Raw genomic sequence first — 24698 nt, forward strand, 5'->3', positions numbered from 1 at the left:
TGGTAATAATGAGTCTGTTGCCAGGCCGGAGAAAGGGATTGGTAGGAGTCTATGGGAGGAGAAGATTAAAAATGCGAGCTCCTACGCAAGAGCTCGCAAACAACCTGCTGAGTTACCAGCCTTTTACGGCACCGCCGTTAAAGATTTTCTCGGCGGCTTTGGCCACTTCATCCGACTCGTAGGCCTTGATGAAGTTTTGTACGTTCGGCGCATCCTTGTTGTCTTCACGCGTCACGATGATATTGGTGTACGGCGAGTTCTTGTCTTCGATGAAGATGCCGTCTTTGGTTGGCGTCAGGCCGGTCTGGTTGATGTAGGTAGTGCTGATGACGGCCACGGTGACTTTGGGATCGTCCAGCACCTGCGGCAACTGCGCTCCCTCCAGTTCCATAATCTTGTAGTTATGCGGGTTGGCGCTAATATCCAGCGAAGTCGGCAGCAGTCCTTTACCCTGTTTGAGCGTAATCAGACCGGTTTTTTCCAGCAGCAGCAGCGCACGGCCGAGGTTGGTGGGATCCAGCGGGATGGCAATTACCGCGCCGTCCTGCAGCTCTTTCAGCGATTTGATTTTTTTCGAATAGCCGGCCATCGGGAACACGAAGGTATTGCCCACTGCGACCAGCTTGTAGCCGTGATCTTTATTCTGCTGTTCGAGGAACGGCCGATGCTGGAAGACGTTGGCATCCAGCTCGCCTTTGTCGGTGGCGTCGTTGGGCAGCAGCGAACCACTGAAACCAATCAGTTCAACCTCCAGTCCGTACTTCTGTTTCGCTACCTGTTTGGCAACCTCCGCCACGTCCTGCTCTGCACCGTTGATTACCCCGACCTTGATATGATTCTGATCGGTTTTTTGTTCACAGCCTTGCAGCGCCAGTACGGCGGCGAAAGCCGCCAGCAGAGGGGTGAAACGCCAGCTTTGAGTCATCGACTTCTCCCTGAAAAAAACAATTAAATCAGTTGGTTTTGTGCTGTTAGCTAAGCCTGAACCCGTGGGGAAGTCAAATGCTTGCTCAGCACAAAGGCTTCTAGCTAATAACAGGAAGTTTTATCGCGCACTTTTATTTTGCGCGCAGTACCACGATGCCCGGCGTGGCCTGCACGTAATCCATAAAGGGCGAGTCCACCACCTGCATATTTTCTTTGCGCGAAGAGGCGTTACGCAGCACCGGGCCGTTTTCGGTCATGATATAGATGCCGGTATGGGTGACGTCCAGCCCTGGCAGATGGGTGTAAATACCGATGTAATCGCCGGTGTGCAACTGGGCCAGCACCTTGTCGTCGATAAAATCGCTGGGCAGATAGGTAATGCTGCGCTGAACGTTTTTCAGACCCGGCAGATAGCTGCTGCCATCCGCTTTTTGGTTCAGGTTTTTCACCAACGTTACGGTGTGTGGGCTAAGCGTGGCGGTGATGTCCGTTGCGTTGGTTTTTGCCTGATGCGACCAATCGCTGAAGAAATGTTTGCGATGCTGGAAGTTGATATCGCCGTTGGCGTAGCGGATGTTAATCAGCCGCTGGACAAAATCTGCCTGGTTCTCTGCCTGGCGCAGGGCATCGACATAATCAATATAGGTAAAACAGTCCAGGCCGCGGAAGTCGATCACCAGTTTTTCCGGCGTATCCTGCGAGCCAACCAGCATATTGGCAACGTAGGGCGTACCGAGGAAGGGCCGGGACAGCAGATCGATCATGCGACCGCTATCCTGCTGCTGCTCTGTCGGCGCGGCGGCGCGCAGGGCGAGAAGCTGATTGAGTTTGTTTAACGTGTGGTTATCCATGCTGGCCTTGAGATCTGCTGGTGGGGTAGTGATGGGTTCAGGCGTTTGCCCAACCTGAATTTTATCGGTACAGCCGCTAAGCGCAATAGCCAATATCAATGAAACAACCTTGTACATTTTACCCTCCAATGGTTTCGGCACGTTATCATGCAAATGATAACAGTTCTCACCATGGCCAGGGTGGTTAATAGTTAAACATAGCCTCAACGTTTGGCTAACGCTTAATAACCGATTTCACTGTTAAACGGCAGGTACCAGAACAGGGCGATCTCGTGATCGGCGATGTCCGGCTGGGCGCGATACAACAGGTGGTCGATGCCGCCGAGGATAAACCCAAAGCTTTGGTAGCAGCGGCAGGCGGGCAGATTGGTATTCTGCGTTTCCAGCATCAACCCGGCGGTTTCCTGACGTTGCGCCCATTGCCGCGCAGTTTCCAGCAGTGCGGTGGCGACACCCAAACGGCGTACGTGAGCGCTGACCACAATTTCCTCAATCAGCGCGTAACCGTTCCAGTTATTGCTCAGCGTGATGTGACCAACCGGCTCGCCGCGATGCCGGGCCAGAAAGGTTTCGCTTTCGTCATTGACGAACGGGGCCAGCGGGTAGTTCTTGCGAAAGGGGGTAACTGGCAGCAGCGGCCAGTTGTCGATCGGCGCGTCGAACACCGGCTGGGCGTAGTGGGCGATATGAAAGCTAAAGTCACAGCCGGTCAGGTAGCCGTCGGGTAAACGGGTGACCGGGGCAATCTGGATCGCCTGGCTCATGGGGCAAGCTCCCTCAGCAAACGCGCCGGGTTCCCGGCATAGATCCCTTTACGGGTGATATTTTTGGTGACCACCGCACCGGCACCAATCACCGCACCACTGCAGATGTTCACCGACAGAACCGTGGCACCGGAGCCGATGGAAACGTGATCGCCAATCTGCGTACGACCCCAACTCGTTGAGTCGGCATTGGGGGCGCCATCTTTAAACAGATCGTTGGCGAAGGTGACGTTGTGGCCGATAAAGCAATCCGCGCCAATAATGACATATTCACAGATGAAACTGTGCGACTGGATTTTGCTGCGGGCGCCAATGCTGACGTTTTTCTGGATCTCGACAAAGGGACCGACAAATACCCCATCGCCAAGTTTACAGCCATACAGATTACAGGGCTGAACGACGGTGACATTTTGACCGGCGTCGACATCGACAATACCGGCCTGAAGAACACGAATGGCGGATGACATGACATTCCTCACGGCAGTGACGCAGGGGGGAATTATAAAACAAACTGTCGCCACGTCTGTGCTTTCCGAACGCTTTTTCAGCGAAAGACTATAATTAGTACAGGGGAGAGAGCCCCGTGGCCGCAATCCTCGTACGGTTAGCAATCCGTCAGAGGGGTAAATTCGTTCGCCGATCGCGACCTACGGCGATGAAGGAGGTGTCTCATGGTTAGTCATGTTTGGGGACTTCTGGCGCATCCAAGCACCGAGTTCGAACACATTAAAAGCGAGAACGAAAGCGTCTCGCACCTTTACACCCACCATGTGCTGTTGCTGGCGTTGATCCCGGTAGTTTGTGCCTTTATCGGCACCACCCAACTGGGCTGGCTCTCCGGCGAAGGACAGGCTATCCGGCTCGATATGTTCACCGCATCCTATACCGCGGTCGCTTTTTATCTGTTGATGCTGGCGGGTGTAGCCATTATGGGGAAAGTGATCCACTGGATGGCACGGCGTTATGAAGTGCGCCCTAGTCTGCATCGCTGCATGGTGTTTGCCGGTTATATCGCAACCCCGATGTTCCTCAGCGGTATTGTGGCGCTTTATCCCGTCGTGTGGCTGTGTCTGTTTGTTGGCGTGATTGGCCTGTGCTATTCGGGCTATCTGCTGAATCTGGGCATCCCGCACTTCCTGAATATCGACAGTAAGGAAGGGTTTATCTTCTCCAGCTCCACCTTTGCCATCGGTATCCTGTTGCTTGAGCTGCTGCTTGGGGTCACGGTACTGCTGTGGGGGTATGGTTCCTGGTTGTTCTGAAATCTGTTTTGATAAAGCCCCTCACGCCGGTCTGGCGTGAGGGGCTTTTGCTATTCAGGATTGGCGAAATACCAGCATCACGCCAAGCAGAATCGCCGCCATTCCCAGCATGCTAATGGCAGCCAGCGCGTGGCCGAGCAGCAGGTAGTCGAGCAGGGCGGTTACCGCCGGGATCAGGTAAAACAGGCTGGTGACCTGCACCAGATTGCCGCGTTGGATCAGTCGGTACAGCAAAAAGGTCGCCAACACCGAAATCACCACCGCCATCCACAGCAGCGGTACGATAAATGCTGCACTCCAATCGACCCGCAGTGGTTCAAAGGGTAACACCAGCGTACACATCAGCAACCCGACGGCGTACTGCAACGGCAACACGGCCAGCGGCGCTTGGGCCAGGCCTTTTTGCAGTAGCGTACCGGCGGTCATGCAACCCAGCGCGACAAAGGCACACAGCATGCCGAGTAGCGAAAAGTGCGCAATCATCAGGCTTTGATACACCACCAGCGTTAACCCGGCCATCGCCAGCAGCAGCCCAAGGCCGCGCAGCCCGGAACAGCGGCGTTCGGTAATGAACTGAGTGAGGATCGGCTGAACGCCAAGCAGCGTCGCCAATACGCCGGGAGTAATGCCTTGTTCCAGCGCCAGCAGATAACATATCTGGTAACTGCCGATCATCAGCAGCCCGATCAGCGCCACGCGGCGGCGGGTGCCGGGCACGGGCAGGCATTGCCGTTGCCACAGGCCGATCGCCAATAGCAGCGCCAGCGCGATAGCACAACGGAAGAACAAAAAGGCAAAGGCGGAGGCATGCTCCAGTCCCCAGCGAGAGAAAATAGCGCCGCTGCTCCAGAGCAGGACGAATAGCGTTGCCAGGCCGGCGTTGGCCCATTGGGAAATAAATCGCATTTGGTTTTCACCTGTCGTGAAAGTAACAAACTCCAGTACGCACGGCGGTCTTCGCCTGAACGTAAATCAATTAAAGCTGGAGGTGAGAATTTGGTTTGGCTTAGCGCACAACCACAGAGCGTGGCGGGTAAGCAGCAACCGCAGAGACGACAGAGAAAACGGCGGGTGGGGCAGAGGATGCGCACAGCAGAACGACGGCCGGAAGGCACGTGTTCGCAGGATCTTTCATGTGCGCAAACTGAGTCATTGATATTCCTGAACGCAGGGAGTGATTAACTATTCCAAGATAGTGAAATCCAGTGGGCTGTGCAACATAAAACTAACAAAGTATCCGGCCAGTGCCCCCGTCATTCGGGGGCCAGTGGCCTGGCCCCCGAATGACGGGGGCACTGGCTGAAAGAAATAACATTACTGGTTATTGTCGGCCCAGTGTTTGCGCTTGCTGGTTTTGCCCAGGCCCGGGTTAAAGCTGTTGGTCGGGTCGGCAGAGCGGTAGAACGCCTGCAGATCGGGCTTGGCCGGGTAGAGGTGGCCGACGTTATGTTCCGCCGGGTACTCCGCGCCGCGCTGGTCGAGGATCGCCAGCATTTTCTCTTTCAGCGCATGGCTGTCGACGCCTTTTTTCACCACATAATCCTGATGGAACACGTGGCACATAAAGTGGCCGTAATACAGCTTGTGCACCAGTTGGCTATCGATTTCCGGCGGCAGGGTTTCGAACCAGTCGGTGTCGTTGCGGCGCAGCGCGATATCCAGCGCCAGAATATCTTCAACTTTATCGGCATGCACCGCATGGTAACGCACGGCAGCACCGGCGGCGGCAAAACGGTGCAGGAAGGCTTTTTTGCCTTCGTCCGGGGTGCAGGCGAAGAACTCGCCATCGGCCTGGGCAAAGTACTGGTTCAGGTACTGCTGCGCTTCTTCAACGCCCGGACCGGCCATTTTCAGCAGCAGGTGATGTTCAAAGCGTTCGCGGTACTCTTTCATCCGTTTCGGCAGGTGGCTGGGGGCCAGATGGCTAAGCCCCTGCATCAGCCGATCGGTCAGGTTGTGCGGCAGCAGCGGCAGCTTGTTGAGGCTGGCGTCCATGCGGCCTTTTAGGGTGAAGAAACTGGGCATCTGATCGGTGCCCAGTTTGTCGATCATCATAAAGGTATCTTTGCCATACACTTCAGCGATATCAAAAATATCCCGGTGCATGTACTCGCCGGCCACCGGCAGGTTGTCGAATTGGCTGAGCATATGACGACGCAGTTCGGTTAAGACGGCGGTGTTGTTGGTGCCGATATAAAACACCTGCTCTTTACCTTCTTTCTCAAAGGTGTCCAGCCGCACGGCAAATACCGCCAGCTTGCCGGCACAGCCGGAAGCTTCAAACAGACGACGCTTGTCAGCATTGAATCGGGATGGAGTCTCGGCATCGACGTCTCGCACCCGGCTGGCATATTCGTTGTCGGAAGCGCGCAGTTCGCCGTGCTCGACATCTTCCGGGCGGTAGTCACCTTTTTCCAATCGGGTGAGGATCTCCTCCGGCGTATCGCCAAGTTTAATCCCCAAATGGTTCACCAGCCGCAGTTGGCCGTCTTCACCCAACTGGGCGTACAGCGCCATTTCGGTATAGGCCGGCCCGCGTTTGACCAGCGAGCCGCCGGAGTTGTTGCACACGCCACCGATCACCGAAGCGCCGATACAGGAGGAACCGATTACAGAGTGTGGCTCGCGCCCATAGGGCTTCAGGAGTTTTTCCAACTGATTGAGGGTACTGCCTGGGAAACCGACCACCTGTTTGCCGTTGTCCAGCACCTGCACGTGATCGAGCCGCAGGGTGCTGATAATGACGACATCACGGTCGTAGTCATTGCCGCTGGGCGTTGAACCCTCGGTCAGACCGGTGTTCGCCGCCTGCATGATGACAATTTTGTCGGCGGCGACGCAGGCCTCCAGCAGTTGCCACAGTTGCAACAGGCGCGTCGGGAACACCACCGCCAGCGCCTGACCAACCCCAGAGCGGAAGCCTTTGCGATAACGTTCGGTGCTACGTTCGCCGGTCAGCAACTGCGGGCCGCCGACGATACTTTTGAGCTGATTGAGAAACGCCTGGTGGGTCGCGCTGGTGGACTGCGTCATGCCGATCTCCCTGTGGTACCCGTCGTCTTTCAAGCCGCGCGTTGTTGGCGGCAACCTGAAATTGGTAGGGTAATCATTTAATGGTTTATTAACTTGCCAGCCTAATAGCTTATTAACTTAGTAGTTATCCGCGTAACCGGCCTGGCGCTCTTCTTCACGCAGCGTCAGGATTTCCACGCCGTCGGCGGTGACGGCCACGGTGTGCTCCCATTGGGCCGACAGCTTTTTGTCGCGAGTCACCACCGTCCAACCGTCTTTCTTTTGCTTAATCCGGTGGTCGCCCTGGTTAATCATGGGTTCGATGGTAAACACCATGCCTTCCTGCAGCACCATGCCGGTCCCCGGCTGGCCAAAGTGCAGTACCGCCGGTTCTTCGTGCATGTCCCGGCCGATGCCGTGGCCGCAGTATTCACGCACGATGCTGTAGCCGGCCTGTTCGGCGTGCTGCTGAATCGCATGGCCGATGTCGCCCAGCGTCGCCCCTGGCTTAACCACCCGGATGCCTTGCCACAGCGATTCATACACGTTATTCACCAACCGCTTGGCCAGCGGTGTGGTCTGGCCGATGCAGTACATCTTGCTGGAGTCGGCGATGTAGCCGTCGTTTTCCAGCGTGATGTCGACGTTAACGATCATGCCGGAACGCAGAATTTTGCTGACCGACGGAATGCCGTGGCAGATCACGTCGTCAATCGACGTATTGAGCACATAAGGAAAATCGTACTGCCCTTTGCTGGCCGGGCGCGATTTCAGCTCATTGACGATAAAGGCCTCGGCGCGGTCGTTGATCTCCATGGTGGAGATGCCCTCGACAATCACCTTATCGAGCATAGCAAACACCTGCGCCAGCAGGGCGCCAGAGTGACGCATTTTGGCAATATCTTCCGACGTTTTGATCACAATCTCTTTCACCCGATAATCTCCTTCAAGGTCAGTGCATTATCTTTCATCATTTTTTTTACCAGTTGCGGGTAGGTCAGTTCCGGATGGAACTCCGCCAACATGCCGATTTTGATCCAGTATTCCGCCTGCGCGTTGATCGAGCGCGTCATCGTCAAACTGGCGAGGCGCAGATCGTCATGCAGCGCGTCTGAAATTTTTACTATGCCCATAGGCTGCTCCATAAGCGATTTATATACGAAGTGTATATGGTTTGGATGGTGCGAATTTTGCTTTCTGTGGCATAGGAAGATTCCGGGTCACAAGGATTGCCGCCGTCGGGCAATGCGTTTATTGTGATAAACGACTTTTTTGCACTGATTTTTCAGAAGGATTTAGGGCGTGAGCAAATTACGTGTTGGGGTGATCTTTGGCGGTAAATCGGCGGAGCATGAGGTTTCGCTGCAGTCGGCAAAAAACATTGTGGATGCAATCGACAAAGACAAGTTTGACGTCACGCTGCTGGGGATCGACAAGCAGGGGCAATGGCACATTAACGATGCGTCCAATTACCTGCTGAATGCGGAAAACCCGGCGCTGATTGCCTTGAACCGCTCAAATAAAAATGTGGCGCTGATCCCCGGCCAGGAAAAGCAGCAGTTGATCGAGTCAGGCAACGCCGGTGCGCTGGGCCAGCTCGATGTGGTGTTCCCCATTGTGCATGGCACGCTGGGGGAAGACGGTTCGTTGCAGGGACTGTTGCGGATGGCCAACCTGCCGTTTGTCGGTGCCGGCGTGCTGGGTTCAGCGGTTAGCATGGACAAAGACGTCACCAAACGCCTGTTGCGTGATGCCGGGTTGGCGGTGGCGCCTTTTGTGACGCTGACGCGCAACAACCGCGCTAAATACAGTTTTGAACAACTCAGTGAACGCCTGGGGCTGCCGCTGTTTGTGAAACCGGCGAACCAGGGCTCTTCGGTAGGGGTCAGCAAGGTGCAGGATCGCGCCGGCTATGAGGCTGCGGTAGCGCTGGCATTCAGCTTCGATCATAAAGTGCTGGTGGAATCGGCGATTGTCGGCCGTGAGATTGAGTGCGCGGTATTGGGCAACGACGAGCCGCAGGCCAGCCTGTGTGGCGAAATCGTGCTGAGCGACGCCTTCTATTCCTACGACACCAAATACATCAATGAGCAGGGCGCTCAGGTGATAGTGCCGGCGGCGATTGCGCCGGAAGTGAGTGATAAAATCCGCGATGTAGCGCTGAAAGCATTCCGGGCGCTCGAGTGTTTCGGTCTGGCGCGTGTCGACGTGTTCCTGACGCCAGACAACAACGTGGTAATCAACGAAATCAACACGCTGCCGGGCTTCACCAATATCAGCATGTATCCCAAACTGTGGGCCGCCAGCGGCGTCAGCTACAGCCAACTGATCACCCGCCTGATTGAACTGGCGCTGGAGCGTCATCAGCAGGACCGTGCGCTGAACAGCTCGGTGTTTGATCGGTAAACGGGCATAAAAAAAGAACCAGGTTGGTGGCCTGGTTCTTCTATTTTCGGCTCTGAAAGAGAGCAGTACTGCATGTACTTGTCATCCGCTTTTCAGTGTACCCGGTGTTTTGTTTGATTACAAATTGTGCAGCCTGCTTTATAATCAATGACGATGACAGGTGTGTCGGAGTAGTGCAAGACGGGTGGTGAATCACAAACGATTTCCATTGGTCCCAACTGGATACGGGTGGTGCTGTCCGGTTTGCTCCCACCCAAAGGTGTGCTGCATGTACTTGTCATCCAACGGGTACTCACCGTAAGGGGCTACCCAAGAGCAATTACGGTGAAGTGCGCACCCTCCGTCACAAGGAGTGTGTAAAGTGATAACTGCAAGTCTGGTTCTATTGACGTTACAGACAGTTCTTGTCTGTTTGCAAATTATCGTTGTCATCAAGCAACTGACTCGTCGTCCATAGGGAAATGGCGGGAACTTAATCAAGAGCTGAGTTAACCACTCAGCTCTTTTTTGAAGCTGATTTCTTACTTCACTGTCACATCAATATCGCCAAAATACTTCTTCGCCAGCTCACTCACGGTGCCTTGCTGTTTCACTTTGACGATCGCCTCATTCAGCTTTTTCTTCAGGGCGTCATCACCCTTACGCAGGCCGAAGGCAATGCCCTCACCGAGGATCTTGTCGTCGCTGACTGCATCGCCGACAAAGGCGAAGCCCTTACCGTCCGGATGCGCCAGGAAACCGCTTTGGCCCGACGGTGCCATGACCAGCGTCGCGTCGAGACGCCCGGCCGTCAGGTCGAGATAAGCCTGGTTCTGATCCTGATAGGACACCACGTCCACACCCTGAGGTGCCCAGTGGGCCTTGGCGTAAGTTTCCTGAATCGAACCCTGCAGTACGCCGACGTGCTTGCCCGCCAATGAGGTGGCGTTTGGCAGCAGGCCGCTGTCAGCCTTGGCGATCAGGCGGTTTGGCACCTGATAGATTGAATCGGTAAAGTCGATTGCCTGGCGACGCTGGTCGGTGACGTTCATCGCCGAGTTGATGGCGTCGAACTTGCGTGCCTTCAGCGCCGGGATCAGGCTGTCGAACGAGGTTTCGACCCAACTGCATTTTAACTGGGCGGCGGCACACACCGCGTTGCCCAGATCGATATCAAAGCCTTCCAGCTTACCGCTGGCGGATTTGGATTCGAACGGGGGATACAGCGCTTCCAGGCCGAAGCGCAGGGTATTTTCCGCCGCCAGCGTGGAACCGGCGGCCAGCAGGCAGCCTGCGGCGATCAACGTTTTCAGTGATTTCATAGTCGAGCCCTTTTCCCATGGTCAAAGCAAAAAAATGAATGCGTTATACCTGACACAGACGGCGTGCGCCTTCCAGCAGGGTCTCATTATCTTTTGAAAAACTCAGTCGGATGATGCCGGTATCGGTGCCGTCGCTGTAAAATGCCGACAGCGGGATAGTCGCGACCTTGGCCTCACGGATCAGACGTACCGCAAAGTCATTGTCGCTTTCGCTGCTGAAACCGCTAAAGCGGGCCAGCATAAAGAAACTGCCACGGCTGGGCAGTAATTCAAAGCGTGAATCCTGCAGCGCGCTCGCCAGTAAATCACGTTTCTGCTGATAGAAGGTCGCCAGTCCCAGATAACTTTGCGGGTTGCCCAGCGCTTCGGCGAAGGCGTACTGCATCGGCGTATCGGCGGAAAATACCATAAACTGGTGCACCTTGCGGATCTCGTCCATCAGCGCCGCCGGTGCCATGCAGTAACCGACGCGCCAGCCGGTCACGTGGTAGGTTTTGCCAAACGACGACACGATCACGCTGCGTTCGGCCAACTGAGGATGGCGTGCCATGCTGTGGTGAACATCACCGTCGAACACCACGTGTTCGTAGACCTCGTCGGACAGGATGACGATATCGGTATTGCGCGTCAGGGCGGTCAGGCGTTCAATATCATGTTCGCCGAATACGCTGCCGGTCGGGTTGTGCGGGCTGTTAACGATGATCATCCGCGTTTTGCTGTTGATGGCGGCGGCGACTTCGTCCCAGTCAATATGCAGGTCCTGCAGTGACAGTTTGATCGCTACCGGTGTTGCGCCTTGCAAGCGTACGATCGGCGCATAGCTGTCGAACGCCGGTTCGAAATAAATCACCTCATCGCCCGGATGCACCAGCGCGCTGATGGCGGAATACAATCCTTCGCTGGCGCTGGCAATGACCGTGATTTCTTCGTCGGTGTCATAGCGTGCGCCATACAATCGTTCAACTTTGTCTGCCAGCGCGGTACGTAATGCCGCCACGCCGCTCATTGGTGCGTATTGGTTATGACCTGCGCGCATGGCTTGCGCCACCGCTTCAACCAATTGAGGTTCACAGGCGAAGTTCGGTGCCCCCTGCGACAGATTCAGGGCCTGATGTTCGGCGCTGAGCTGGCCGATAACGGTGAAAATCGTGGTGCCGACGTCCGGCAACTTCGAGCGGTGTGAGCAGGCGCTCTGCATGAGTGGCTCCAGGGGAAACAGGGGAATTATGGTTTGATTAAGCATCACTGAGGGTAGGCCAACAAGGGAAAGTTTGTCATACTCGCCATGCATCCAGATCATGGCTTGAGAGGCCGTTATGTCAATGTCCTTACCTTCCCTAGACGTGCTGAAAACCTTTGTGGTGGTGGCGCAACGGCTTAATTTCACCCATGCCGCCCAGAGCCTGCACCTGACGCAGGGCGCGGTCAGCCGACAGATCCTCGGGCTGGAGCAGCATCTGGGCTACCCTTTGTTTAGCCGCCGGGCGCGCGGCCTGACGCTGACTCCACAGGGCGCGATGCTGCTGGCTCCGGTGCAGCAGGCGCTCGGACAGTTGGATGAGGCACTGGCGCGGGTCGGGGCGCAGCCGGGTACCTTGCGCATCAAATGCCCGACCTGTGCCATGCGTTGGGTGCTGCCGCGTATTATCCGGCTGCAAAATGAACGGCCGGAAATGCATATTGAGCTAACCGCTTCGGTATCGCACGGGCTGGATTTTGGCGCAGAACATTTTGATGCCGCGGTGGTGTTCGGCCAGCCACAGGCCAAAAAATTGCGGGTTCATCATCTGTTCGATGAAATCTTGACGCCGGTCTGCACGCCATCTTATTTGCCCGATTTGTCACGCCCACCCACGCCAGCCGATCTGGCGGAGAAAACCCTGTTGCATCCCACGCGCGATCGCCGCGACTGGTTGCTGTGGCTGAAGGCGGCGGGGTTCGAGGCATTGCCATCCGGCAAGGCGCAGCATTTCGATACGCTCGATCTGGCGATGAGCGCCGCGCTGCAAGGCTTTGGTATTGCCATCGGCGATCTGTGCCTGCTGGAAGAAGATATTCAGGCGCGGCGTGTGGTCACGCCGTTCCCGCTCAGCGTGGTCAGCGGTGCGGCTTACTATTTGGTCTATCCTGAACGGGCGGTGGTGCCACAGGCATTAACCGAACTGGTCAATTTCCTCAGTGATGAAGCGGAACAAAGCCGCGCCAGGCTGCAAAACTATCGACCGGCCTTCGCTAACAGCTTGTAACTTTTAACATTACAAATTATTTCTGCGCTGAAAAGGAGTATGGCACACTGCCTTTTCACGTTGATAAATCATCCCCGTCGCCGCCTGCGGCGGGAACATGCCTGAGATCAAATAATATGAAATGGCTTTGTGTGGTGAGTATGTTGTCCGGTCTGGCCATCAGCCCGGTTTTTGCGCAGGAAAGCGCCGTGATCCAGGGCGTTAATGCCCAGCAGCGCGATGCCTTCGTAACCAACCTGATGAAACAGATGACGCTGGCCGAAAAAATTGGTCAGTTGCGCCTAATCAGCGTCGGGCCGGATAACCCGAAAGAGGCGATCCGCGACGGCATCAGCAAGGGGCAGATTGGCGCCATCTTCAATACCGTTACCCGGCCGGATATCCGCGCCATGCAGGATCAGGCCATGCAGCTCAGCCGCCTGAAAATCCCGTTATTCTTCGCCTACGATGTGGTGCACGGTCAACGTACCGTGTTCCCAATCAGCCTGGGGCTGGCGGCCAGTTTTGACCTCGAAGCCATCGCGCTCAGCGGCCGGGTATCGGCGCAGGAGGCCAGCGACGACGGTCTGAACATGACGTTCTCGCCAATGGTCGACATCACCCGCGATCCGCGCTGGGGCCGGGTCTCGGAAGGTTTCGGGGAAGATACCTGGCTGGTGTCCAAAATTGCCAAAGAGATGGTGGATGCCTACCAAAACGGTGACCCGTCCAAACCCGGTTCCATCATGGCCAGCGTGAAGCACTTCGCACTGTACGGGGCCACCGAAGGCGGCCGCGATTACAATACCGTCGATATGAGCCCGCTGAGAATGTACCAGGACTACCTGCCGCCGTATAAGGCCGCAGTGGACGCCGGCAGCGGCGGGGTGATGGTGTCGCTCAACTCGATAAACGGCATTCCGGCTACCGCCAACCCGTGGCTGTTGAAGGACCTGCTGCGCGATCAGTGGGGCTTCAAGGGCATCACTATCAGTGACCACGGCGCGATTAAAGAGCTGATCAAACACGGCGTGGCTGAAGACGCGCGTGATGCGGTGCGGCTGGCAATCACTTCCGGCGTCGACATGAGCATGAGCGACGAGTATTACGACCAATACCTGCCGGGGCTGGTCAAAGACGGGCTGGTATCGGAAAGCGACATCGATCGCGCCTGCCGCGACGTGCTGAACACCAAATATGATATGGGCCTGTTCAAAGACCCTTATACCCACCTTGGCCCGGTCGGCTCCGATCCGCAGGACACCAATGCCGAAAGCCGTTTGCACCGTGCCGAAGCCCGCGTGGTTGCGCGTAAAACCATGGTGTTGCTGAAGAATGACAAGCAGACGCTGCCGTTGAGCAAGCAGAGCACCATAGCGCTGGTCGGGCCGATGGCCGACAGTCAGCGTGACGTGATGGGCAGTTGGTCGGCGGCCGGGGTGATCAAACAGTCAGTGACTCTCCGTCAGGGGCTGGAGCAGGCGGTGGGCGACAAGGCGAAGATCCTCTATGCCAAGGGGGCCAACGTCACTCAGGACAAGAGCATTATCGACTATCTGAACGAGTATGAGCCGGCGGTGGTGTTTGATACCCGCCCGCCACAGCAGATGATTGACGAGGCAGTGCAGGCGGCGAAGAAAGCCGATGTGGTGGTGGCGGTGGTGGGTGAATCACAGGGGATGGCGCACGAAGCTTCCAGCCGTGCCGACATTACCATTCCGCAAAGCCAGCGTGATCTGATCGCGGCGTTGAAGGCCACCGGTAAACCGCTGGTGCTGGTGTTGATGAACGGGCGACCGCTGGCGCTGAGCTGGGAAAGCCAGCAGGCGGATGCGATGCTGGAAACCTGGTACAGCGGTACCGAGGGCGGCCATGCGGTGGCCGACGTGTTATTCGGGGACTACAACCCGTCGGGCAAATTGCCGATGACCTTCCCACGCTCGGTCGGGCAGATCCCGATGTACTACAATCACCTGAATACCGGCCGTCCGTTCGGCAAGGAAAACCCGGGCAAGTACACCTCCCGTTACTTTGACTCACCGAACGGCCCGCTGTATCCCTTTGGTTATGGCCTGAGCTACACCCGCTTTAGCCTGTCGGATCTGAAACTCTCCAGCCCGACGATGGCGCGCAACGGCAAAATCACCGCCAGCGTCACGCTGAAAAACACCGGTAAATATGATGGTGCCACCGTGGTGCAGTTATATCTGCAGGACGTGACGGCTTCGGTCAGCCGCCCGGTGAAAGAGCTGCGTAACTTTAAAAAGGTAATGCTGAAAGCCGGTCAGGCACAGAAGGTGGAATTGCCGATCACCGAAGAGGATCTCAAGTTCTATAACGCCAGCCTGAAATGGGGCGCGGAACCGGGCAAGTTTAATGTGTTTGTCGGCCTGGATTCCGACGAGGTACAGGCACAGAGCTTTACCCTGAAGTAATCACTCATGGCCCTCTCTCACTGTGGTGGGAGAGGGTCTTGTTGATGTTTAACGCCTACCTGTTTTGTTTAATTCCCCGGCTATTTTCTCAATCGTTGATCCCGCTGATTGTTTCGCCATGGCTATCGCTATATTATTTCATATATAACGATAATCAACCGGAATCCCCCTCATGTTCAAACGCTTCCCGCGCCTACTGTTGCTTTTTATTCTGTTCTCTTGCGCTGCGCAGGCAGATCGCCAGGTTACTGACCAACTCAACAGACAGGTCAGGCTACCCGATACCATCACCCGCGCCGTGGTGCTGCAACATCAGACGCTGAACCTGCTGGTGCAGCTCGACGCTCTGCCGCAGGTGGTTGGGGTGCTCAGCAGTTGGAAGAAGCAACTGGGGCCGAATTATCTGCGCTTGGCACCTGGGCTGGCAAACATGCCGATGCCGGGCGATCTCACCTCGGTGAACATCGAAAGCCTGCTCCGATTGCATCCGCAGGTGGTGTTCGTTGCCAACTATGCACCACCGGAAATGATTGCCCAGATTGAAAGGGCTGGCATTCCGGTGGTGGCGATTTCACTGCGTCGTGAGGCGGCGGATCAGGCAGGAAAAATGAACCCGCAGCTGAAAGATGAAGATCAGGCCTATAACCTGGGCCTGCAGGATGGCATTCGCTTAATCGGCACGGTCATGGGCCACCAGCCACAGGCCGAGGCGCTGATCCAGGACGTATTTCAGCAGCGGACGCTGGTGGCAGACCGGCTGCGTGACCTGCCGGAGGACCAGCGAGTACGGGTCTACATGGCCAACCCGGACTTAACCACTTACGGTTCGGGCAAGTACACTGGCCTGATGATGCAGCACGCGGGGGCTCTCAACGTGGCGGCGAAGGACATTAACGGTTTTAAACAGGTGTCGATTGAGGACGTGCTGAAGTGGAACCCGGCGGTGATTTTCGTGCAGGAACGCTATCCAGAGGTGGTGAAGCAAATCCTCAGCTCGCCGCAGTGGCAGGGGATTGATGCGGTGAAAAATAAACGGGTCTATCTGATGCCGGAATACGCCAAGGCCTGGGGCTACCCGATGCCGGAAGCGCTGGCATTGGGCGAACTGTGGATGGCGAAAAAGCTTTATCCGCAGCGTTTCAGCGACGTTAATCTGCAACAGCGGGTGGACGCCTACTACCGGCAGTATTACCGCAGTAGCTGCTGCCAGAGTGGGCAATGAGGCTGGGCTGGCTGATCCTGCTGACGTTGCTTTGTGCGTTGTTATCGTTGGGCATCGGTCGCTATCCGGTGTCGGCGGCCCACAGCCTGCTAATCTTGCTGGAGCCCTTGACTGGCCCGCACGGCGGTATTGATGAGATCCAACGCCAGGTGATCCTCGGGGTGCGCGTGCCCCGGGTGTTGCTGGCGATGGGGGCCGGGGCGGCACTGGCCTTATGTGGTGCGGCGCTACAGGGGGTATTTCGCAACCCGCTGGTGGATCCGCACATTATCGGCGTCTCCTCCGGTGCGGCTTTTGGCGGTACGCTGGCCATTTTGCTCAGCCTGCCAATGGCGGCGCTGCTGCTGTCCGCCTTCGTGTTCGGCATGGCGGCGTTACTGCTGATTTTCGCCATCACCAGCGCCATTGCCCGGCGCAATATTCTGTCACTGGTGCTGGCCGGGGTGATCCTCAGCGGCTTTTTCTCCGCCTGCGTCAGCCTGCTGCAATATCTGGCCGATACCGAAGAAAAGCTGCCGAGCATCGTGTTCTGGCTGCTGGGCAGCTTTGCTACCGCCGACGATAACAAACTGTTGATGCTGTTCCTGCCATTGCTGTTGGGCGGCGGGCTGCTGCTGGCATTGCGCTGGCGCATTAATCTGTTGTCGCTGGGGGATGAGGATGCCGCCGCGCTGGGCATCAATGTCGAAGGGACCCGCTGGCTGATCCTGACGCTGTGTGCCGCCATCGTGGCTGCACAGGTGGCGGTGAGCGGCAGCATCGGTTGGGTAGGGCTGGTGATCCCCCACGTTGCCCGCTTGCTGGTCGGCCCGGATCATCGTCGTCTGTTGCCTGCCTCAATGTGTCTGGGTGCGCTGTATATGGTGTTGATTGACGATTTGGCACGCACCTTAAGCAGCAGCGAAATTCCATTGGGCATCCTGACGGCGCTGATTGGTGCGCCGCTGTTTGCGTTGCTATTGCGCCGCGCGCAACTGAGAGGCTGGCATGGCTGAGACATTGCTGCGGGTAGAGGGGCTGGGTTTTAGCTGGCCCGGTCAGAAACCACTGTTTCATCAATTGAATTTACAGTTACGGCGCGGTGAGGTGCTGGCGGTGCTCGGCCCCAACGGACGCGGTAAAAGCACCCTGATGCAACTGCTGCTCGGTACCTTACCGCTGCAGCAGGGCGCGGTGGAACGGGGTAACGGCATCGGTTTTGTCCCGCAGCAGTTCGCTGCCCCCTTTGCTTATCGGGTGTTGGATATCGTGCTGATGGGGCGCGCGCGTTACGTGGGTCTGTTCCGTACCCCGTCGGCGGAGGATCACCGACTGGCGAAAGAGGCGCTACAGTCGCTGGATATGCTGGGCTATGCCGATCGCGAATTTGGCAGCCTGTCCGGCGGGCAGCGGCAACTGGTATTGATAGCCCGCGCGTTGGCGATGAGCTGTGAGGTGTTGATGCTGGACGAGCCGACCTCGGCGTTGGATTTGCACCATCAGGACCGGGTGCTGAGCCTGATCTCACATTTGGCACGGGAACGACAGATGGCGGTGATGTTTTCTACCCATCAGCCCAATCATGCACATGCAGTGGCCGATCGCGCCCTGTTGCTGGGGGCGGCAGGACAGCATCAGCTGGGCTCCTGCGCTGAGGTGCTGACGGCCGAGAGCCTGTCGCCGCTGTTTGATTTGGCGATTGAACGGGTAGCCTTGCAGATCGACGGGCGTCAGTTTGAAACGCTGGTTCCCCTGTACCGCAGCCAACGGGAGCGTGAAAGTGAGTAATATCTTGTTGTTCGCCGCCGGTAGCCTGCGTGGGGCATTCGGTCCTTTGTTGGCGGCATTTCAGGCACAAACCGGTGAGGCGGTGGAGGCGGTATTTGGCCCGGCGGGTCTGCTGCGCCAGCGAATTGAAGCCGGGGAGCGCCCGCATATTTTCGCCTCGGCCAACCTGGCGCACCCGCAGCGATTGGTAAGTTTGCAACTGTCGTCACGGGTTGAGCCTTTTGCTCGCAACCGGCTGTGCGCCACTGTGCGTAATATTGCCGGCTTAACCGAACGGCCATTGCTGGAGGTGTTGCTGGACTCGCGTTGGCGGGTGGCGACATCAACGCCGGGCGCTGATCCTTCCGGCGACTATGCGCAGCAACTGTTCGAGCGTATTGAGCTGTTGGCACCGGGGCAGGGCGTCGCCTTGCAGCAGCGGGCTTTGGCGTTGGTAGGCGGGCCCGACTCCGCGCCGCTGCCACCGCATCGACTGGCGGCGGAGTACCTGCTCAATAGCGGACGGGCGGATATTTTCCTCGGGTATGCCAGCTATGGCACAGCCTTGGCGGGTTTCCCCGAACTGGCGGTGCGGCAGTTACCCCCACCGTTGGCGATTGATGCCGATTACGGCCTGTGCCTGCTGGATGCGCGAGCGCAGCCTTTAGCCGGGTTTATTCTGGCGGAACAGGGGCAGGAGATACTGCGGCAGCAGGGTTTTTTGTCCTTATAAACTCAGCCAGAATACCACTATCCTCATGTATTTAAATCACTTTAATTAAATCTCTGTCATTGGCTTGATCCTGCCGGTGAGTTCGATCTATTATTTGCTTGCACAAGCAAATAAATTTCCAGAGGCCATCAAGCATGTCAAAACCGCGTAAACTTCCTGCTGCGCTGGGGATTCATCTGGACGTCACCAACCGCCTGTGGCGTACCGCCATGGATCAGTCGGTGAAAATGACCAATCTGACACGCCCGCATTGGCTGGCGCTGAGCGCCATCGCCGATCTCGGTGACGGTTGTACCCTGAAAGACATCTCGCTGCACCTGAATGCCGAGGTCTCAACCATGTCTCGCGCGCTGTTATTTCTGGAAAAGAATCAGTTAATTGCGCGCATTGCACTGACGGAGGACAAACGCGCCAAAGGGGTGAGAATGACAGCGGCCGGGCAGGAGATGCTGGAGCAGCTGGATCACTCCAGCCAACAGGCACGCCAATTGCTGCTCAAAGGGGTTTCCACCAGCGATCTGGAGGCGTTTTACCGCGTGTTGTTTGGCATTAAACATAACGCAATCGCCATGCTCGATCAGGAAAACCTGTTGCCGGAGGAGTTCGCATTGCTGGCGAGCGAGCAGGCAAACGAGATTAACCCGGACGGCGGATCGTGATCGGCCGCCGGCAAGTCGTGCTGGGGCTGTGTGCATTTGCACTGGGCATTTTTGCCGTCTCGACATTTGCCGGCGCTGAGGATCCACAGATTATCGCCCGGGGCAAATATCTGGCCGTTGCCGCCGACTGTGCTGCCTGCCATCGCGGCAGTGCTGAACACGATGCGCCCTATGTCGGTGGTTATGCGATTGCTTCACCGATGGGAAAAATCATCGCCAGCAATATCACACCGGCCAAAGAGACCGGGATTGGCAATTATAACGAACAGGATTTTCGACGCGCATTGACTCAGGGCATTCGCCGCGATGGTCAACCGCTGTATCCCGCGATGCCCTATAGCGCTTATCAGGGGCTGAGCGATGCCGATCTACACGCCTTGTACCGCTATTTTATGGTCGGAGTCACTCCGGTTGAACGTGCGGTGCCAGCCACTCAACTGGATTTTCCCTTCTCCTGGCGCTACGCGATCCTCGGCTGGAACTGGCTATTCCTGAAGAATACGCCCACCCATGCTGCGGGAGCGAATGAGCGCGGTCGTTATTTGGTCGACGTGTTGGGACACTGTTCCGCCTGCCACAGTCCGCGCAACTGGATGATGGCGGAGCGGGGCGACCGCTACCTGGCTGGCGCTGAGGTTGGCGGCTGGATAGCACCGAATATTACCTCGGATCCCGTCAGTGGCATCGGCGGATGGAGCCAAACGGAACTGGTGCAATACCTGCGCACCGGACGTAATGACAAAGCGCAGGCGGCAGGTGGTATGGCGGAAGCGGTGGAGCATAGCCTGAGGTTCCTGAGCGATGACGATCTTACCGCCATCGCGGATTGGCTCAAACAAACCCCGCCGATAACCACTGTTCGCGCTACCAAAGCCGCCTATCAGTATCAGGGCGGTGGAGTGGACAGCGCTTCAGGCGCTGCGCTGTATGCCATCTCTTGCGCCAGTTGCCATCGTCTTGACGCCAAAGGTGCTTACGACGGGCACTTTCCCGCTTTGCGCCATAACTCTACCGTCGGCAGTGAACAGGCCAATAACCTGGTGATGGTCATTCTGCATGGGGTCAAGCGGCAGGGCGAAAATATACAGACCTGGATGCCGGGCTTCGCCGACAGCCTTGACGATCGACAGGTCGCTGAGTTGGGTAATTATGTGTTGCAGCAGTTTGGCAACCCTGCCGTCAGGGTGACACCGGCACAGGTGGCGCAACTGCGGGCGGGTGGAGAGATACCCCTGTTGATCAGGCTGTTGCCTTATCTGCTCTGGGGCGGGCTGTTGTTGGTATTGCTGGCTCTGGGCTGGCTGATTCAGGCGCGTCGCCGCCGCACACGCTGATATTTTTCGCTCCGCAACCTAAGAGAGGGTGGCATGAAGTTCAATCTGAACGGCCGTGAGGTCGAGTGTGACGGTGAGCCGGATACGCCGCTGCTGTGGGTGATCCGCGAGCATTTTAAGCTGACCGGCACCAAGTTTGGCTGCGGCATCGGTGCCTGTGGTGCCTGCACGGTCCATGTCGACGGTCAGGCGGTGCGTTCTTGCTGCTACCCGCTGCAGTTGGTTGTGAATCGCAAGGTGACCACCATTGAAGGATTGTCCGCCGATCGCAGCCATCCGGTGCAGCAAGCCTGGATTGCCGAAGATGTGCCGCAGTGCGGTTACTGTCAATCCGGCATGATCATGGCGGTCAGCGCGCTGCTGGCGGCAAATCCACATCCCAGCGATCGTCAGATCGATGATGGCCTGACCAACCTGTGCCGTTGCGCCACCTACCATCGTATTCGTTCGGCGGTACATCGCGTCAGTAATGGGGAGAAATAACCATGACGATCAGCCGACGTACCTTGGTCAAAGGGGGCGCACTGGCTGTTGGTGCTCTGCTCCTGCCGATATCGCTACGCAGTATCGCGGCAGTGGTTTCTCAAAATACCACGCCACCAGACAGCCAATATGAGTTGAACGACTGGATTTGGATCGATCGCAACGGCCAAATTGTCATCGGCGTGTCGCAGTGCGAGGTTGGTCAGGGGATATACACCGGCCTGGCGGAGGTTGTGGCGGCAGAAATGGATGCAGATTGGGCGCAGGTGACGGTGAAGTTTGTCACCGGTCGTGATGCCTACCGTCAGGTTGCAGGGGGAGAGTCTTTTGCGCAGTTTGTCGCGGCCTCAACCTCAATGACCAAGTTTTACCAACGCACCCGGCTGGCGGGCGCGCAGGCCAGAGATTTTTTCCTGCATGCCGGTGCCAAACATCTGGCTTTACGGCCGGAGCAGTGCCGTACGGAAAAAAGCTGGGTAGTTGATGATGTTGGCCAGCGGCGGGTAGCCTATGGCGATCTGCTGCATTATGCGGCGGAGCTGCCGCTGAATCCCACACCGACATTGAAGAGCCAGGAGCAGGAAAAACAGGGCATTATCGGCAAGCCGTTGTTACGGGTTGATACGCCGGAGAAGGTCGACGGCAGTGCAATTTACGGCATCGATATTGAGTTGCCGGGAATGTTGGTCGGCGTCCCCTGGATGGTACCGGATCTCAGTGGAAAAATTATCGCCATACGTAACGAACAGCAGATACGCGCTATTCCGGGGGTTATCGATCTGGTGCTGACCCGGCAGTGGTCAATGAATAACATGGTTGGCCTGGACCATGATATGTCCCTGAATACGGTGATCGTGGTGGCTGAAAGCTACTGGCAGGCCAAGAAAGCGGCGGATTTGCTGGAGGTTGAGTATCAGCCGGGGGAGGGGACGGCGCTTTCCAGCGATAAAATCGCCGCGGAGAATCAGGCCATGCTCGCCGGTGGCGAGCTGGCGCAGGCGGTAGATCGCGGTCAGGCTTCAGCGTTGATTCAGCAGGCTGTTGGCAGCACGCGGTTGCATCAGGCGCATTACAGCGCGCCCTATCTGGCACATGCCACCATGGAACCCTGCAATGCCACCAGTCATTATACGGCGGGCCGCATTGAAACCTGGGGGCCATTCCAGGGGCAGGATATGGTGCGCAGTGTCTTGGCGAAAATGTTTGGCTTGAAGCCTGTCGATGTGGTGGTTAACACCACCTATCTGGGCGGCAGCTTTGGGCGTAAATACCTGCCGGATGCAGTGATGCACGCCACTGCCGCCTCCAAAGCGGTGGGGAGGCCGGTTAAGGTTATTTACCCACGCGAGATCGACATCCGTCATGAATACTATCGCCCCGGTTGTATCAGTCATTACCAGGCTCTGCTGGATGAAAACGGCTATCCGCAGGCTTTGTGGGCGCGTTATGCCGGCCAGTCGCTGTTCTGGCAGATGCGGCGCGAAACGGTGCATGAGGCGGGCGGCTGGGATGAAAGCATGGTGGAGTGTGTCTATAGCACGCCGTATCAGATCCCTAACCTGAAAGTGGAGGCCGGCATTGTCGAACAGCCGGTATCACTGAGTTATTTGCGCGGTGTGGGAAGCGTGGCCAGCCTGTTTTTCCTGGAAAGCTTCATCAGCGAACTGAGCTATAAAGCCAACATAGATGAATATCAGTATCGACGAAAATTGCTGCAGGGTAGCCCTGAAGCACGGCGGGTGCTGGACGCCACTGCGACGGCGGCGGGTTGGCAGCAGGATCTGCCGACGGGAACCTATCGCGGCATGTCTTGTAATATCTGGCTAGGTCGAAACAACGCTTTTACCACTTACGTGTGCCTGGTGGTCGAACTGAGGATTAATCAAGGGCAACTGCAATTGATCCGCGCGGTGTGTGGTATTGACTGCGGTAAGGTGATTAACCCTAATTTGGTTCGCGCTAACGTTGAGGGCGGCATTGGTTTTGCCCTGACCACCTGCTTGAAAAGTGAATTGCATTTTGAGCGGGGTGGCGTAGTAGAGGGGAATTTTGATAGTTATCCGCTGATAACTATTGCCGAGATGCCCAAGGTGGAAGTCGTGGTGCTCGACAGTTCGCGTGAGCCACAGGGATGCGGCGAAGTTTCCACTGCGGTGGTCGCACCGGCGATAGCCAGTGCCCTGCATAAGGCGACCGGAAAAACCTATCGCGATATGCCGTTTCCCCGGCAGTGGTAGTTGGATTATCAACCTGCCAGGCGAGTAGCTTATTAAGCTGGCAGGTTGTGAAGCTAATTACATCTTCTTCAGCAGTTGCAGCAGGTGCTCTTCACTCTTTTCTGCCAGCCCGTCGATCGCCAGCTTGATGATATCGGAACGGGTGATGCGCACCACGCCGTTACGTGCCGCCTGCACAATGATTTCATCGATCGCGTCGACGTGGTTATCGGTCAGGCTGACTGAAATGGCTTTGTAAGTGCGTTTGCGGCCCTGCGGTTTGGCTTCCGGGGCGGGAACATGCAGGGTGTGTGAAGTGGCGCTGTTGATAAATTCGTCTTCTGACATGCGCTGGGTAGGGGTACGCTTTTTCACAGGATCACCTCTTTCACCAGGCTTTCAATCTCCGCCTGCGCTTTTAGGTTATTCGCCTCATGCACGGTGATGGCCTCGCCCCAGGCATCGCGGTAAATCTTGCGGTCGCACAGACGGTTGCTGACCAGCGTCAACTCCGGGTACTCGCTCAACACCTGCGCCGCTTCGTTAGCTTCATTAATAAAGATATTGGTCGGGCACATGTTCAGCACGATGTAGCCTTTCACCTTCTCGTTATATTCCTGCGCGGTGGCAAACATTTCCGACAGATAGCCGACGGTATCGAGATCCATCTGGGAAGGGCGCAGTGGGGAGAGGAACAGATCGGCGGCCAGCAGGCCGGAACGCAGCTCGGCGCTGTCGCGGCCGGCGGTATCGACAATCACATAGTCGTAATGACGATCCAGCTCCAGCAGGGTCTCTTTGATTTTGCCTGAGGCGGCGACCACCGGGATATGCGGCAAGCCTTCTACATTCTGGCGGTCGTTATACCAGGTCATGATTGATTTCTGATCGTCAGCATCAACGATGATGGCGGTTTTTCCCAGCTTGAGGATCAAATATCCGGCGATATTGACCGCCTTGGTCGATTTCCCTACGCCACCTTTTTGCGAGCCAATCAAAACAATCATGCTGCCATCTCTCAAGTTATTAAGCTGGTAACTTATTAAGTTAATATGCTTATTGGATTGATAATTAAACAGGTTAACAACAACAACGCTTGAACAATATGCACCAACGGCGACG

General features: G+C 56.7%; 24 protein-coding genes. 12 read left to right on the forward strand and 12 right to left on the reverse strand.

Features of this window, described 5'->3' with window-relative positions; genetic code table 11:
- Positions 1-112: 112 nt before the first annotated feature.
- The 4 genes from NHG65_RS06765 to NHG65_RS06780 form a co-directional block, all read right to left on the reverse strand.
- The gene (locus tag NHG65_RS06765) at positions 113-925 is read right to left on the reverse strand and encodes a MetQ/NlpA family lipoprotein (RefSeq protein ID WP_207975974.1); all 813 of its coding nucleotides are present in this window, start codon (positions 923-925) and stop codon (positions 113-115) included.
- Between the two features lie 133 nt (positions 926-1058).
- Positions 1059-1895 (reverse strand): DUF1460 domain-containing protein, encoded by an 837-nt coding sequence (locus tag NHG65_RS06770; RefSeq protein ID WP_499183071.1) that lies wholly within the window; start codon positions 1893-1895, stop codon positions 1059-1061.
- A 104-nt stretch (positions 1896-1999) separates the two neighbouring features.
- Positions 2000-2542, reverse strand: coding sequence for a GNAT family N-acetyltransferase (locus NHG65_RS06775; RefSeq protein WP_099065207.1), 543 nt, complete (start codon positions 2540-2542; stop codon positions 2000-2002).
- Positions 2539-3009 carry an acyltransferase gene (locus NHG65_RS06780; RefSeq protein ID WP_283602769.1) on the reverse strand — a complete coding sequence of 157 codons (471 nt, stop codon included), beginning with the start codon at positions 3007-3009 and terminating at the stop codon, positions 2539-2541. The genes NHG65_RS06775 and NHG65_RS06780 overlap by 4 nt, the downstream gene beginning before the upstream one ends.
- Before the next feature lie 204 nt (positions 3010-3213).
- Between NHG65_RS06780 and NHG65_RS06785 the strand changes: the two genes are divergently transcribed.
- Complete coding sequence (locus NHG65_RS06785) at positions 3214-3804, forward strand: Yip1 family protein (RefSeq protein WP_099065209.1); 591 nt, start codon at positions 3214-3216, stop codon at positions 3802-3804.
- Positions 3805-3858: 54 nt separating this feature from the next.
- On the opposite strand, the gene NHG65_RS06790 is transcribed toward NHG65_RS06785, so the two are convergent.
- The 4 genes from NHG65_RS06790 to NHG65_RS06805 all read right to left on the reverse strand — a co-directional run bounded on the left by NHG65_RS06790 (position 3859) and on the right by NHG65_RS06805 (position 7949).
- On the reverse strand, positions 3859-4710 hold the full coding sequence (locus NHG65_RS06790; protein WP_499183072.1) for a DMT family transporter: 852 nt from the start codon (positions 4708-4710) through the stop codon (positions 3859-3861).
- A 408-nt stretch (positions 4711-5118) separates the two neighbouring features.
- Positions 5119-6837, reverse strand: a complete 1719-nt coding sequence (gene dld / locus NHG65_RS06795) for a D-lactate dehydrogenase (protein ID WP_499183073.1) — start codon at positions 6835-6837, stop codon at positions 5119-5121.
- Between the two features lie 117 nt (positions 6838-6954).
- Positions 6955-7749 carry a type I methionyl aminopeptidase gene (gene map, locus NHG65_RS06800; RefSeq protein ID WP_499183074.1) on the reverse strand — a complete coding sequence of 265 codons (795 nt, stop codon included), beginning with the start codon at positions 7747-7749 and terminating at the stop codon, positions 6955-6957.
- Complete coding sequence (locus tag NHG65_RS06805) at positions 7746-7949, reverse strand: ParD-like family protein (protein ID WP_099065213.1); 204 nt, start codon at positions 7947-7949, stop codon at positions 7746-7748. The genes map and NHG65_RS06805 overlap by 4 nt, the downstream gene beginning before the upstream one ends.
- Before the next feature lie 169 nt (positions 7950-8118).
- Between NHG65_RS06805 and ddlA the strand changes: the two genes are divergently transcribed.
- Positions 8119-9222: a D-alanine--D-alanine ligase gene (gene ddlA, locus NHG65_RS06810; protein ID WP_489844600.1), complete on the forward strand. Its 1104-nt coding sequence runs from the start codon at positions 8119-8121 to the stop codon at positions 9220-9222.
- Positions 9223-9743: 521 nt separating this feature from the next.
- Here ddlA and NHG65_RS06815 read toward each other — a convergent pair.
- A complete protein-coding gene (locus tag NHG65_RS06815; RefSeq protein ID WP_012005802.1) occupies positions 9744-10523 on the reverse strand; it encodes an ABC transporter substrate-binding protein in 780 nt (259 codons plus the stop codon).
- 43 nt (positions 10524-10566) lie between these two features.
- Entirely contained in the window at positions 10567-11721 is a 1155-nt protein-coding gene (locus tag NHG65_RS06820) for a pyridoxal phosphate-dependent aminotransferase (RefSeq protein ID WP_499183075.1), read from the reverse strand.
- Between the two features lie 118 nt (positions 11722-11839).
- Here NHG65_RS06820 and NHG65_RS06825 point away from each other — a divergent pair, with 118 nt between their 5' ends.
- The 10 genes from NHG65_RS06825 to NHG65_RS06870 all read left to right on the forward strand — a co-directional run bounded on the left by NHG65_RS06825 (position 11840) and on the right by NHG65_RS06870 (position 23597).
- Positions 11840-12769 carry a LysR substrate-binding domain-containing protein gene (locus NHG65_RS06825; RefSeq protein ID WP_261283939.1) on the forward strand — a complete coding sequence of 310 codons (930 nt, stop codon included), beginning with the start codon at positions 11840-11842 and terminating at the stop codon, positions 12767-12769.
- A gap of 116 nt (positions 12770-12885) precedes the next feature.
- Positions 12886-15183, forward strand: coding sequence for a beta-glucosidase BglX (gene bglX, locus NHG65_RS06830; RefSeq protein ID WP_499183076.1), 2298 nt, complete (start codon positions 12886-12888; stop codon positions 15181-15183).
- A gap of 172 nt (positions 15184-15355) precedes the next feature.
- Positions 15356-16405 carry an ABC transporter substrate-binding protein gene (locus NHG65_RS06835; protein WP_207975957.1) on the forward strand — a complete coding sequence of 350 codons (1050 nt, stop codon included), beginning with the start codon at positions 15356-15358 and terminating at the stop codon, positions 16403-16405.
- Positions 16402-17400 carry a FecCD family ABC transporter permease gene (locus NHG65_RS06840; protein WP_099065220.1) on the forward strand — a complete coding sequence of 333 codons (999 nt, stop codon included), beginning with the start codon at positions 16402-16404 and terminating at the stop codon, positions 17398-17400. The genes NHG65_RS06835 and NHG65_RS06840 overlap by 4 nt, the downstream gene beginning before the upstream one ends.
- Positions 17393-18172: an ABC transporter ATP-binding protein gene (locus tag NHG65_RS06845; protein ID WP_499183077.1), complete on the forward strand. Its 780-nt coding sequence runs from the start codon at positions 17393-17395 to the stop codon at positions 18170-18172. Before NHG65_RS06840 ends, NHG65_RS06845 begins: the two co-directional genes overlap by 8 nt.
- Entirely contained in the window at positions 18165-18884 is a 720-nt protein-coding gene (locus NHG65_RS06850; RefSeq protein WP_499183078.1) for a substrate-binding domain-containing protein, read from the forward strand. The genes NHG65_RS06845 and NHG65_RS06850 overlap by 8 nt, the downstream gene beginning before the upstream one ends.
- Before the next feature lie 134 nt (positions 18885-19018).
- Positions 19019-19543: a MarR family winged helix-turn-helix transcriptional regulator gene (locus NHG65_RS06855; RefSeq protein ID WP_099065223.1), complete on the forward strand. Its 525-nt coding sequence runs from the start codon at positions 19019-19021 to the stop codon at positions 19541-19543.
- Positions 19540-20877 carry a cytochrome c gene (locus NHG65_RS06860; RefSeq protein ID WP_499183079.1) on the forward strand — a complete coding sequence of 446 codons (1338 nt, stop codon included), beginning with the start codon at positions 19540-19542 and terminating at the stop codon, positions 20875-20877. The genes NHG65_RS06855 and NHG65_RS06860 overlap by 4 nt, the downstream gene beginning before the upstream one ends.
- Positions 20878-20910: 33 nt before the next feature.
- Positions 20911-21360, forward strand: a complete 450-nt coding sequence (locus NHG65_RS06865; RefSeq protein WP_499183080.1) for a (2Fe-2S)-binding protein — start codon at positions 20911-20913, stop codon at positions 21358-21360.
- Between the two features lie 2 nt (positions 21361-21362).
- Positions 21363-23597 (forward strand): xanthine dehydrogenase family protein molybdopterin-binding subunit, encoded by a 2235-nt coding sequence (locus NHG65_RS06870; RefSeq protein ID WP_499183081.1) that lies wholly within the window; start codon positions 21363-21365, stop codon positions 23595-23597.
- A 57-nt stretch (positions 23598-23654) separates the two neighbouring features.
- Here the strand turns inward: NHG65_RS06870 and NHG65_RS06875 are convergent, their stop codons facing one another.
- Both NHG65_RS06875 and NHG65_RS06880 read right to left on the reverse strand, forming a co-directional pair.
- Complete coding sequence (locus NHG65_RS06875) at positions 23655-23951, reverse strand: hypothetical protein (RefSeq protein ID WP_085115723.1); 297 nt, start codon at positions 23949-23951, stop codon at positions 23655-23657.
- The gene (locus tag NHG65_RS06880) at positions 23948-24583 is read right to left on the reverse strand and encodes a division plane positioning ATPase MipZ (protein WP_085115724.1); all 636 of its coding nucleotides are present in this window, start codon (positions 24581-24583) and stop codon (positions 23948-23950) included. Before NHG65_RS06880 ends, NHG65_RS06875 begins: the two co-directional genes overlap by 4 nt.
- Positions 24584-24698: the final 115 nt, after the last annotated feature.

It is taken from the genome of Serratia myotis (assembly GCF_027474885.1).
GTDB lineage: Bacteria > Pseudomonadota > Gammaproteobacteria > Enterobacterales > Enterobacteriaceae > Serratia > Serratia proteamaculans.